Origin of the sequence: Grimontia hollisae CIP 101886 (assembly GCF_000176515.1) — a bacterium.
Lineage (GTDB): Bacteria > Pseudomonadota > Gammaproteobacteria > Enterobacterales > Vibrionaceae > Enterovibrio > Enterovibrio hollisae.
In genome coordinates this window covers 236816-249186 of sequence record NZ_ADAQ01000008.1, presented here as the reverse complement: position 1 = coordinate 249186, position 12371 = coordinate 236816, and the positions used below count along the sequence as shown (strand labels likewise).

Below are 12371 nucleotides of genomic sequence, written 5' to 3'. Positions count from 1 at the left end.
TCTTTGGTTACCCCTGGTAAAATTACGCTTTGCTGGTCGACGGGCGGCGGCGACCGCGACCACGTGAAGGTGCGCCCCCTTTGCCAGACGTACTGCGGCGGCTGTTCACCTGACGCGGACGCTGCACCTTGATTGGCGCGGGCAGGTCGGTCAACAGGGCATCTTCGTTGTATTCAGACACCGGAATGGTGTGATCGATGTACTCTTCGATCGCCGGCAGGTTCACAGCGTATTCTTCACAGGCGAAGCTGATTGATGCACCGCTGGCACCGGCGCGGCCAGTACGGCCAATACGGTGAACGTAATCTTCGCAGTCATCCGGCAAGTCGTAGTTGAACACATGAGTGACTTGCGGAATATGCAGGCCACGCGCAGCCACATCGGTTGCTACCAGAATGTCCAGACTACCCTTGGTAAACTCTTCCAGAATTTTGACACGCTTTTTCTGCGGTACGTCGCCGGTCAGCAGGCCTGCGCGAAGGCCGTCGGCCGCCAGGTGCCCCCAAATGTCCTCACAACGGTGTTTGGTGTTGGCAAACACAATTGCACGCTCCGGCCACTCTTCCTCAATCAGGGTTTGCAGCAGGCGCATTTTGTCTTTGTTGGAAGGGTAGAACAGCTCTTCCTTGATGCGGTGACCGGTTTTTTGTTCTGGTTCAACCACCACATGTTCCGGGTTGGTCATGTGTTCAAATGCCAGCTCCTGCACACGGTATGACAGGGTGGCCGAGAACAGCATGTTCAGGCGCTCAGACGGCTCCGGCATACGGCGGAACAGGAAGCGGATGTCTTTGATAAAGCCCAGATCGAACATACGGTCTGCTTCATCCAGCACAACGGCCTGAATACAACGCAGATCAATCACGCGCTGTTTGTAGAAATCGATGATACGGCCACAGGTGCCGATCAGGATATCGACGCCGTTTTCCAGTGTGTCTTTTTGCTTCTCGTATGCTTCGCCGCCGTAGGCAAGGCCTGCGGTCAGCGAGGTCGATGCCAGCAGTGGGGCTGCATCGTTATAGATCTGGATCGCAAGCTCGCGCGTCGGTGCCATGATGATCGCGCGCGGACAGTTTTTCTTGCGGTCGGCGGGTGCCTCCGTTGTCAGCAAATGGTGGAAAGTTGCAGTCAGGAATGCCATCGTCTTACCTGTGCCCGTCTGGGCTTGCCCTGCAATGTCTTGGCCGGTGAGCAGGACCGGCAATGCCAGTGCTTGGATAGGGGTACAATTATGAAACCCTTTTTCTTCCAAACCCTTGAGAACATCGGCGTGAAGACCGAAGTCGGCAAATTTCTGCTCTGTGAGATGTGTCATTTTCATCCGCATAGAATATCAGCTTAGGCTTGCAATACGGTAGTGAATACATTCAAATAGTGCGATGATTTGCTGGTTGATATATCACCAGTGACGAAAAATAATCATTGGAGTGAAAGATGAGCGACAAGATTTTGCAGCTGACCGACGACAGCTTTGACGCAGATGTTATCAATGCTGCAGGCCCTGTGTTGGTAGATTTTTGGGCAGAGTGGTGTGGTCCTTGTAAGATGATCGCCCCGATTCTTGACGAAATCGCTGAAGAGTACGAAGGGAAAGTCACTATCGGTAAACTGAATATCGATCAGAACGCAGGTACGCCACCTAAGTTCGGGATCCGCGGTATTCCAACGCTGCTGCTGTTTAAAGACGGTAGCGTGGCAGCAACCAAGGTTGGCGCTTTGTCCAAGACTCAGTTGAAAGAGTTCTTGGATGCAAACCTGTAATGTGACAGAGAAGCCGTGTACGACCTCCGGACACGGCTTTATTCTTCCTATCTGCTAGACAGTTTTCCAATCTGGTGCTAACTTATTGCACGTTAATTGTACATTTCTGTTCATTTCCCGATCACACCCTTGATCGCTAAACCCTAACTAACTCAGACCTCAACTTTGACTGACAAGACACCTACCACTATGAATCTTACCGAACTGAAGAATCAGGCCGTTTCCGAGCTTGTAGCCCTGGGTGAAAGCATGGGCCTCGAGAACCTTGCCCGCCTCCGTAAACAAGACATCATCTTCGCTATTCTCAAGCAACACGCCAAAAGCGGCGAAGATATTTTTGGTAACGGCGTGTTGGAAATTCTTCAGGACGGTTTTGGCTTTCTGCGCAGTGCAGACAGTTCTTACCTGGCTGGCCCCGACGACATTTACGTTTCCCCTAGCCAGATCCGTCGCTTTAACCTGCGCACTGGCGACACCATTTCAGGCAAAATCCGTCCGCCAAAAGACGGTGAGCGTTACTTCGCTCTGCTGAAAGTGAACGAAGTTAACCATGACAAGCCTGATAATGCCCGTAACAAGATCCTGTTTGAAAACCTGACCCCACTGCACGCCAACGAACGTATGGTGATGGAGCGTGGTAATGGCTCGACAGAAGACATCACGGCCCGCGTACTGGACTTGGCATCGCCAATCGGTAAAGGCCAGCGTGGTCTCATTGTGGCACCGCCAAAAGCGGGTAAAACCATGCTGCTGCAAAACATTGCCCAGAGTATTGCTTACAACCATCCAGAGTGTGAGCTGATGGTGCTGCTGATTGACGAGCGCCCAGAAGAAGTGACCGAGATGCAGCGTCTGGTAAAAGGTGAAGTGGTCGCATCCACGTTCGATGAGCCAGCAAGCCGTCACGTTCAGGTGGCTGAAATGGTCATTGAAAAGGCTAAACGCCTGGTTGAGCACAAGAAAGACGTGGTTATCCTACTGGATTCCATCACCCGCCTTGCACGTGCCTACAACACCGTTGTACCTAGCTCAGGCAAGGTTCTGACCGGTGGTGTGGATGCCAACGCCTTGCACCGTCCGAAGCGTTTCTTCGGTGCTGCCCGTAATGTAGAAGAAGGCGGTAGCCTGACCATCATCGCAACTGCGCTGGTGGATACCGGCTCGAAGATGGATGAAGTTATCTACGAAGAATTTAAAGGTACAGGTAACATGGAACTGCACCTGTCCCGTAAGATTGCCGAGAAGCGCGTCTTCCCTGCGATCGACTTTACCCGCTCGGGCACCCGTCGTGAAGAGCTACTGACCAAGCCTGATGAGCTGCAGAAGATGTGGATCCTGCGTAAGATTGTTCACCCAATGGGCGAAATCGAAGGCATGGAGTTCCTGATCGACAAACTGGCTATGACCAAAACCAATGATGAATTTTTTGACGCTATGCGCCGTCAGAAGTCATAACGTGATGGTTTTATAGAGAGAAAGCACCGCAAGCGCGGTGCTTTTTTATTATGACAACAGAAAAAGTCATCTTTATTCACAACGTTATAAGTTGCCAAAACTGATACAGATCATCAAAATTGAGATGAATCGCTACTCAGTCAGCGAACAAGGACAGACTGACCCAGGATTTCCGGGATGAAACGTTTTCTGATTTTATTTGCCATATTGCTACCCACCCTGTTTTCTGGGGGGGCTCGGGCTATGACGCTGTCCCCTGATGATGTCGCGGTACATATGGCCGATCCCTCGTCCGTCACTGCCATTCTCCGGGCGACGACGCTGTTTAATGCCAATGACATGACGGCACTCAACCAGTATCTGGATGGGATGCCGGACTTGTTGCGGGAAGAAACCCTGACCATGCTTGCTCAGCAGGCGCAAGACTTCACCGGCATGACACCAGAGCGTGAAAAATTTCTGGTGACCATCAGCCACCAGCAGCCCAAGTATCTGGTTAAAAGCCAGGGCAATGGTTTTTGGGTGACCATGCCTGCCTTCAATTATGCTGGTGAAGCCAAATGGGTGCTTAATCGCTGGCAAATCAAAGTGATGCAGGATGAAGTGCTGCGTTTACTTGGCTACAACCAATTCAAACCCGCAGAATGGCTGTCATTCTCCTCAGGTGACTACGCATTACGCCGGGAAGCCATGGTCACCTTGGTGCATAAACTTTCCAAGGCACAACTTGATACCTTGATGGATCTGTATTTTGCTGACAAGGACATGGTCTGGAGCCCGGATAATGCCGTGCTCGCAGCATTGGCTGAGAAGAGCGGGGAGACACGGGCATATGACCTACTCTGGCGTCGCCGCACCGACAGTTACAGCCTGTCGGCGTTGCAAAAGCTGGAAATGCCGCCGGTGAGTGAAAAACACGTTCAATTGATGATCGCTGCCACCGTCAATCCCGTACTGGCACAGACCGCAATCAGGCAACTGACAGGATTGCACCCGCTGACAGAAAACGTGAAAGACTTTCTAACCAAACAGCTCAGTGATCGCCAGCGCGGGGAAAATGTCGCGGCATTGCTGGTGCAAAATGGCCATCATGCCTGGCTGAAAGCCCTGGCGGAAACCACTTCAGGCGTGACACGCCGGAACATTCAGCATGGACTCAAGCTTAAGATCGCGGGAAGCTGACCGCGTGACGGTTTCTTACATATCAATCTGTTCTGGCAAGGCTTGCCCGTTATAATCGAACCAACACACCTCAACCGGGAAGGTTATGAAATTTACTGATTTACGTGCCTTTATCGACCACCTGGAATCGGTGGGCGAGCTTAAGCGCATCTCCCATCCTGTCAATCCCGATCAGGAAATGACCGAAATTGCTGATCGCGTGCTCCGTGCTGGCGGCCCTGCACTGTTATTCGAAAACCCCGTTGGTTATGACATGCCAGTGCTGGTAAACCTGTTTGGCACCCCCAAGCGTGTCGCCATGGGCATGGGCCGTACAGACGTTAAAGAGCTGCGTGAAGTTGGTAAGCTGCTGGCCTACCTCAAAGAGCCCGAGCCGCCGAAAGGCTTTAAGGATGCGATAGAAAAGCTGCCGGTGTTCCGACAGGTGCTGAACATGCCAGCCAAGCGCCTGCGTAAAGCGCCGTGCCAGGAGGTGGTATGGCAGGGCGATGAGGTCAATCTGGATAAAATTCCGGTGATGAGTTGCTGGCCGGGTGACGTGGCACCACTGCTGACCTGGGGGCTGACCATCACCCGTGGGCCGAATAAAAAGCGCCAGAATCTGGGGATTTACCGCCAGCAGAAGATTGGCAAGAACAAAGTCATCATGCGCTGGCTGGCTCACCGAGGCGGGGCGCTTGATCTGCGTGAGTGGATGGAAACTCATCCCGGTAAACCTTTTCCCGTCTCTGTCGCTTACGGTGCTGATCCGGCCACCATTCTCGGCGCGGTAACGCCGGTGCCGGATACCCTGTCAGAGTACGCCTTTGCCGGCCTGTTGCGTGGCAGCAAAACCGAAGTGGTGAAAAGCCTCAGTAACGATTTAGACGTGCCAGCGAGCGCGGAAATCGTGATGGAAGGCTACATCGATCCGAACGAGTTTGCGGATGAAGGCCCGTATGGCGACCACACTGGCTACTACAACGAAGTTGAACGCCACCACGTGTTTACTGTTACCCACGTTACTATGCGCCAGAAGCCGATTTACCACAGCACTTACACTGGCCGTCCGCCGGATGAACCCGCAGTGCTGGGTGTGGCACTTAACGAGGTGTTTGTGCCTATCCTGCAAAAGCAGTTTCCGGAGATTGTTGATTTCTACCTGCCGCCGGAAGGCTGTTCCTACCGCGTGGCAGTGGTGATCATGAAGAAGCAATACCCCGGTCATGCCAAGCGCGTAATGATGGGGGTGTGGTCTTTCCTGCGCCAGTTTATGTACACCAAGTACGTGATTGTCTGTGATGAAGACGTCAACGCGCGAGACTGGCACAGTGTGGTGCAGGCCATGACCACCCGCATGGATCCAGTGCGTGACACCCTGATGATTGAGCACACCCCGATTGACTCGCTCGACTTTGCCTCGCCTGTGGTTGGGTTAGGTTCGAAAATGGGGTTGGATGTCACTAAAAAGTGGGACGCTGAGCTCTCCGGTTACGCCAATCATGACGCGCGCATTGCTGACAGCGCAGAGATTGAATCCAGAGTTGCTGCCCTGAAAGCCGCGCACACTGAACTGGCGGATATCTACCTGCCACCGGAAGCCTATGCCAACGGCATGGTGATGGCCAGCATCAACAAACAGGCACTGGGCGATGGCCCCCGCATCATTGAAGCTATCTGGGGTTCGCTCGGGGACGTGGCGGACGTGAAGTTTGTGATGGTGTTTGATAAGGAAGACGTCAACATCCGCGACTGGAACGATGTAATTTGGGCGATAACCACCCGTATGGATCCGGCCCGTGATACCCTGTTGCGCACAAACGCACAGCAAGGCGGGTCACAGGCTCTACGTGCGGGTTCTAGGATGGGGTTTGATGCCACCAACAAATGGCCGGGTGAAACTGTCCGTGAGTGGGGTACGCCCATTAGCAAAGATCCGCGAACTGTCGCGAATGTCGATGAAATGTGGGATAAACTGGGTCTATAGACGATGTATACGGTACACCTGATGCCTGCGGGAACGCAGTTTACCGTTTTCAGGCACCAGACCCTATTACAGGGCGCGCTTGATGCAGGGGTGCCTTTTCCTAACCGTTGCCAGATTGGGGCTTGTGCAAGCTGCCTGTGTCGGCTGGTGGAAGGCGAGGTGCGTTATCACCTTGAACCGATGCTGACTGAACAGGAAAAACAACAAGGCTGGATATTTGCCTGTCAGGCCATACCGTGCAGTGATCTGGTGGTTAGTTTTGAGGAAAGCAATGACTATTAAATGTGAAGTAACGTCAGTGTCACCGCTGACTAATAACACCTATCGAATTTTGCTGAAGCCCGAGAGACCGGTCAGCTACAAAGCGGGCCAGTATCTTCTGGCGGTGATGGGTGAGAAAGACAAGCGCCCGTTCTCCATTGCCAGCAGCCCATGCCGCCAGGGTGGCCGCGAGCTGGAACTGCATATTGGTGCTGCAGAAGAAAACGCCTATGCCATGGACGTGGTAAAAGCGGCGCAGGCGACACTGGAGAAAGGCGACAATTCTTTTGTGATTGATGCGCCACACGGTGATGCCTGGCTGCGTGAAGAGCGCCAGCGTCCGTTAGTATTGATTGCCGGCGGAACCGGCTTTTCTTATGTGCGAAGCATGGTTGACCATTGCCTGGGTCAGGGGTTTGAACAGCCGATTTTCCTTTACTGGGGCGGCCGCGATATCAGCCAGCTTTATGCAAACGACGAAATGGAAGCGCTGGCGTTGAAACACAGCAACCTGACCTATATTCCTGTGGTGGAAACTGCCCCGGAAGGCTGGAATGGCAAGACCGGCAATGTGCTGGAGGCAGTGATGGAAGATTTCGTCTCCCTGTCTGCCTACGACATTTATATTGCCGGCCGGTTTGAAATGGCGGGAGCAGCACGTGAGATGTTCTGTAATGAGCGTGGCGCCGAGCGCGATCACCTGTTTGCGGATGCTTACGCGTTTCTGTAAGCCACAGGCCAGAAACACCAGACAGAAAAACACCGCCACGCTGGCGGTGTTTTTGTCTGTGTACCCGGCGTGCTAAGCGGTCGCGTCGATTTTCTTTTTCACCCAGGTTTCATTGAGCCACAGCGATACGAGGATCACCGCACCGCCCAACGCCAGCGTGACTAGATCAGCATCGCGGTTCCAGATCAGTACATTCACCAGAATACCCGCAGGCACCAGCGCATTGTTCATCACCGCCAGTGCGCCGGCATTCACCAGAGTTGCCCCTTTGTTCCAGAGGAAATAGCCCAAGCCGGATGCCACGGTGCCGAGGTAAACCAGAATGCCCCACTGAATATGGGTGGTTGGCAGTTTTTCTGTATTGCCGAGCAGCAGGAAGGCCGGCAGGGCCACACAGAGAGCGCCCAGATAGAACAGGCCAAACACCGTGCGTTGCGGCACATCGATCCCGGCGCGTTCCATCACCACCTTGTAACCTACCTGACCGATAGCAAAACAGAGGTTTGCTCCCTGAACAACCAGAAAGCCCAGCATAAAGTCCGGGTTAACCGAGGCAAACTTGATCACTACTGCACCGAGAACAGCAAGCGCGGCTGTCATCAGGTACCAGGGGGAGAAACGGCGGTTCAGCAAGTCATAGGTAAGGGTGACATACACCGGGGTGAAAACGGTGAACAACAGTACTTCCGGCACAGACAGGTAAAGGAAAGACTGGTAGTAGAAGCAGTACATCAGGCCAAGCTGGATGCCGCCGATTGCCATCAGTTTCAGCATCAGGGGCTTAGGCACGCCTTTCAGGCGCAGGAAGGGCAGGAATACCAAGGCTGCTAATGCCACACGGGTAACTACCGAAAACCAGGCATCGACCTGTCCAGCCAGATACACGCCAATCAAACTGAATGAAAACGCCCACAGCAGGGTGACAAACGATAGATACCCCATTTTCTTTCCCTAACATGATAAAAATTGCCGCCAATTCTAAAGAACCTGGCGGCAATGTGTAGCGATCTTCGTCTGGACGGATGAGCGCCGCGATCAACTTGGCAGTGGCACCATCAGCATGTCGACCGGGGTTTTGTTGATCAGTTGCTTGGCTGACGAGATCAATGTGCTCCAGAAATCCTGGTGGTGACCGCAAAGTACCAAATCAATCCCATAGTGACTGATGGATTCAGTGATCTCATCAGCCAGATCTCCGCTGGCCACCAGAGTGTGGGCCACCGGATACTCCGCATGGCGTGCAAGTGCATTCAACTGGGCCTGCGCTTCATCGATGAGGCGGTTGCGGGTTTCCACCAGATTGACATCGATAAGGCCGGTATACAGCTGTGCGTAATTCACATCAATGTGAATGAGTGACAGTTTGGCACCTAAGGGCGCCGCCAGCGCCGCCCCTTTTTTGACCAACACGTCGCTGTCAGATGACAGATCCACTGCTACCAAAATGTGTTTATAGCCCATAGCCTGACTCCCTATAAAGCCAATGATTACCGCTGAAAATTACCACTGTCGCCGTGTGAAGACTGTTGCATGGATCGCAATGCCAGCGCATGTCCAGTGACGTTACTGCCAGTGTGAATAGCACCGCAATAAAAAAAAATATCTCATAGTCAGATTAGCTATCAATTTGATAAAAAGGGAAATAATTGCAGTGCGTAAAACGTCGGTACTGTGCATGTCATCGAGAATTGTAGTTGGCGTTTTCGGCATCAAATCTATACTGATATATAAGCATGTCATCAAAAAACCAGACTGGCGGGGTGATAGGTAACAGCTTGTCAGAATGAACAGACTGGCGGCGGGCCATAATCTCCTCGATATTGAGATTCTAAGCCATCAGGTGTTTTGTCGCCGTATCACACGAAGATTGCCTGGTTTACTGTTTTGTGTGGGGGCATGCAATCCCGCCCATACCACAAGCGTATGTTCGTGCAAACCGGAAGAAATACTGATTAGGGGAAGACGGAAAGACCCTGTTCTTCATTGAGTTTTACCTGACAGAGGTCACCTTTACAGACGGCCTTTGTGGTGGACATCCAAATTGTGGAAGTGGCCACCAGCAACACTGGGAGATAAACCATGAGCGGAGACGGCTTAATTATTGCGATTTTTTTTGTCGCACTGGTCAACATCCTGCGCTACCTGAGTTCGCTGCGTACGTTATTGGTCATGATGCGTGAAGCTAACCCGTTGCTTTACCAACAAGTGGCCCGTGGAAATAATTTCTTTGCGTCTCAGAGTGATATCAGTCGTCAGAAAAGGTTGTTCCATTATATCCGCAGTCAGGAATACCTCCATCATCATGACAACGTCTTTATTGCCAAATGCAATAAGGTTCGCCACCTCTTCATTCTTTCGACTGCACTGGTGCTGACACTGGTTTTGTCGCTCTTTTTTGTGGCGTTTGCAGGGCTTTGACGAGCAAAAAACAAACGTTCACTCAATTCTCAGAAAACGCTGGCAGATGCCCGCGTTTTTTTTGTTACCCTTCCCGGATAGCGAACAAAAACGTCGGAGTGGGGTTTGGACAGATTTCTTGCATGGTGGCAACAAAGCACTGAAGGGTTGAATCTAGACTGGCTCGAACATGTTGGTCTGATGCTGGGTGCCGCAGCGATTGCCTGGCTGGTTTGGCGGTTTGTGTTCAGCAAACTGGTGGAGGTGTCGAAAAAGACGCGGACCCAGTGGGATACGATTGTGCTTCAGGCTGTCAGTACACCAGTCAGTGTGTTTATCTGGTTGTGGCCAACCACCTTTGCGATAGGCAGCTTGCTGGATGCCAGCGTAGTTAAAGTAGGCACTGACTGGCTTGTTGTATCACGCCGAGCATTGCTGATCATTCTCATGCTGTGGGTAATGCTGCGCCTGGTGAACGCCATTGAAGCCTACCTTTCCCAATCCAATAAGCGTGACCAGACTACAGTTTCTGCCATAGGGCATGTCTTGCGTCTGCTGCTGGCCTTTATTGGTGTCCTGACGTTGCTGCAGGAGTTTGGTATCAGCCTGACAGGGCTTCTCACCTTTGGTGGCGTCGGTGGCCTGATTGTCGGTCTTGCGGCCAAGGATTTGTTGTCGAACTTTTTCGGTGGCCTGATGATTTATTTCGACCGCCCTTTCAGTGTCGGGGACTGGATAAGCTCACCAGACAGGAATATCGAAGGTACCGTGGAACGCATAGGTATGCGGATGACAGTGATCCGCACCTTTGAAAGCCGCCCGCTCTACGTCCCCAATTCTGTGTTCAGTAATATCGTGGTACAAAACCCGTCGCGGATGCGAAACCGCCGCATCAACGAAACCATCGGCATCCGTTACAAAGACGCGGACAAGATGGAAGCCATTGTCGATGATGTGAAAAACATGCTGAAAACCCATCCAGACATTGAACAGCGTGCGACCCTGATGGTGAATTTCGATGCTTTTGCTGACTCCTCGCTCAATTTCTTTATCTACACCTTCACTAAAACCGTCAACTGGGCACGATACCACGAAGTAAAACAGGACGTGATGCTGAAAATTGTCGACATCGTCCACGCGCACGGTGCTGATTTTGCCTTCCCGACCCGTACTGTCGCGTTTGACCGCGATGATGTGATAAACGCGCAGATCTCACCCAGCCCAGAATTGGCGCTCCCGCCGGATAAAAACTAGACTGGCTCCAAGGTGTACGGGCGGCTACAATGCCGCCCGATTTCGTGTAATGGGTTGTAAAGATGAAACAAGTAGATGTGGTGATCATTGGCGCAGGTGCCGCAGGCCTGATGTGTGCCGCGCAGGCAGGTAAGCGTGGCCGCCGTGTGCTGGTAGTCGATAACGGCAAGAAACCGGGCCGGAAAATTCTGATCTCCGGGGGCGGGCGTTGTAATTTCACCAATTATGATGTGACTGCCGCCAACTACGTCTGCCGCAACCCACACTTCCCAAAATCGGCGCTGGCACAGTACAGCCAGTGGGATTTCTTTTCCATGGTCAACGAATATGGTATCGCATGGGAAGAACGTGAGCACGGCCAGCTGTTTTGCATCGATTCGGCTAAAGACATTGTGGATATGTTGCTCAAAGAGTGCGACCAGCCAACCGTGGAGCAACGCTACCGCTGCGATGTGCATGATATCGAAAAGACCGACGATGGTTTCACCTTAAAGCTGGATACAGATACGGTGAGCTGCCAGTCGCTGGTTGTGGCAACTGGCGGCCTTTCGATGCCAAAACTCGGTGCGACACCGTTTGGTTACCAGATTGCCGAACAGTTTGGCCTTGCCCGCGTGCCGACCACGGCAGGACTGGTGCCTTTTACCCTGCACGATAAAGACAAGGCGGCTTTTGCGGATCTGTCCGGTATCGCAGTTCCGGTGACCATCACCACCGAGAGTGGGGTGCTGTTTAAAGAAAACCTGCTGTTCACCCACCGGGGCTTGTCAGGCCCCGTGGTGTTACAGGTGAGCTCCTACTGGAAACCGGGCGAGAAGGTCACGATCGATCTTTTGCCCGATCTGGACGTGGCAGACACCCTCAGTGCCATGCGTGACAAACACCCGGCGCAGAGCCTGAAAAACAGCCTGGCCCGCCTGCTGCCAAAACGACTTGTTGAAGCCTTAATTGCCCGTGGTGATATTCAGGACAAACCGCTCAGGCAGCTTAACCCGAAAGACATCAATGCACTGGCAGAATACCTTCACAACTGGCATATTGCACCGAATGGGACGGAAGGGTACCGCACCGCAGAGGTGACACTGGGCGGTGTGGACACCGATGAGTTGTCATCGAAAACCATGGAAGCGAAGAAAGTGCCAGGGCTCTATTTTGTTGGCGAAGTGATGGATGTCTCCGGTTGGCTCGGTGGTTACAATTTCCAGTGGGCCTGGAGCTCAGGCTGGGTGGCAGGGCAGCACGTATAGCATTGTGTAGGTGAAATCTGGGGCTATCTATAGTTAGTCGGTCGCCCTGTTTTCTGCTTTTTTGGTTAAAAACCAGGCGAATAAGGATTTATTTTGATATTTCGAATAATAAAGCTTT

The 12371-nt window shown here is 52.5% G+C and carries 12 protein-coding genes; 9 read left to right on the top strand and 3 right to left on the bottom strand.

What is annotated here, in order from left to right:
• Positions 1 to 22: 22 nt before the first annotated feature.
• A complete protein-coding gene (gene rhlB, locus VHA_RS03110) occupies positions 23 to 1321 on the bottom strand; it encodes an ATP-dependent RNA helicase RhlB (protein WP_040528118.1) in 1299 nt (432 codons plus the stop codon).
• A gap of 113 nt (positions 1322 to 1434) precedes the next feature.
• Here rhlB and trxA point away from each other — a divergent pair, with 113 nt between their 5' ends.
• The 6 genes from trxA (at position 1435) to fre (ending at position 7355) form a co-directional block, all read left to right on the top strand.
• Positions 1435 to 1761 carry a thioredoxin TrxA gene (gene trxA, locus VHA_RS03105; protein ID WP_005501753.1) on the top strand — a complete coding sequence of 109 codons (327 nt, stop codon included), beginning with the start codon at positions 1435 to 1437 and terminating at the stop codon, positions 1759 to 1761.
• Between the two features lie 189 nt (positions 1762 to 1950).
• The gene (gene rho / locus VHA_RS03100; protein ID WP_005501751.1) at positions 1951 to 3216 is read left to right on the top strand and encodes a transcription termination factor Rho; all 1266 of its coding nucleotides are present in this window, start codon (positions 1951 to 1953) and stop codon (positions 3214 to 3216) included.
• Positions 3217 to 3393: 177 nt separating this feature from the next.
• On the top strand, positions 3394 to 4398 hold the full coding sequence (locus VHA_RS03095) for a hypothetical protein (protein WP_040528069.1): 1005 nt from the start codon (positions 3394 to 3396) through the stop codon (positions 4396 to 4398).
• Positions 4399 to 4483: 85 nt separating this feature from the next.
• Positions 4484 to 6364, top strand: coding sequence for a 4-hydroxy-3-polyprenylbenzoate decarboxylase (ubiD, locus tag VHA_RS03090; protein ID WP_005501748.1), 1881 nt, complete (start codon positions 4484 to 4486; stop codon positions 6362 to 6364).
• A 3-nt stretch (positions 6365 to 6367) separates the two neighbouring features.
• A complete protein-coding gene (locus tag VHA_RS03085; protein ID WP_040528068.1) occupies positions 6368 to 6646 on the top strand; it encodes a 2Fe-2S iron-sulfur cluster-binding protein in 279 nt (92 codons plus the stop codon).
• Entirely contained in the window at positions 6636 to 7355 is a 720-nt protein-coding gene (gene fre / locus VHA_RS03080; RefSeq protein ID WP_005501744.1) for an NAD(P)H-flavin reductase, read from the top strand. Before VHA_RS03085 ends, fre begins: the two co-directional genes overlap by 11 nt.
• A 72-nt stretch (positions 7356 to 7427) precedes the next feature.
• Here the strand turns inward: fre and VHA_RS03075 are convergent, their stop codons facing one another.
• Together VHA_RS03075 and VHA_RS03070 are read right to left on the bottom strand one after the other, a co-directional pair.
• Positions 7428 to 8297 (bottom strand): carboxylate/amino acid/amine transporter, encoded by an 870-nt coding sequence (locus tag VHA_RS03075; RefSeq protein ID WP_005501743.1) that lies wholly within the window; start codon positions 8295 to 8297, stop codon positions 7428 to 7430.
• A 93-nt stretch (positions 8298 to 8390) separates the two neighbouring features.
• Entirely contained in the window at positions 8391 to 8816 is a 426-nt protein-coding gene (locus VHA_RS03070; protein ID WP_005501737.1) for a universal stress protein, read from the bottom strand.
• A gap of 618 nt (positions 8817 to 9434) precedes the next feature.
• Here VHA_RS03070 and uspB point away from each other — a divergent pair.
• The 3 genes from uspB to VHA_RS03055 all read left to right on the top strand — a co-directional run bounded on the left by uspB (position 9435) and on the right by VHA_RS03055 (position 12253).
• The gene (gene uspB / locus VHA_RS03065; protein ID WP_005501735.1) at positions 9435 to 9773 is read left to right on the top strand and encodes a universal stress protein UspB; all 339 of its coding nucleotides are present in this window, start codon (positions 9435 to 9437) and stop codon (positions 9771 to 9773) included.
• Positions 9774 to 9878: 105 nt separating this feature from the next.
• Positions 9879 to 11006, top strand: a complete 1128-nt coding sequence (locus VHA_RS03060; protein WP_005501733.1) for a mechanosensitive ion channel family protein — start codon at positions 9879 to 9881, stop codon at positions 11004 to 11006.
• Positions 11007 to 11068: 62 nt separating this feature from the next.
• The gene (locus VHA_RS03055; RefSeq protein WP_005501727.1) at positions 11069 to 12253 is read left to right on the top strand and encodes a BaiN/RdsA family NAD(P)/FAD-dependent oxidoreductase; all 1185 of its coding nucleotides are present in this window, start codon (positions 11069 to 11071) and stop codon (positions 12251 to 12253) included.
• The last annotated feature ends 118 nt before the right edge of the window (positions 12254 to 12371 follow it).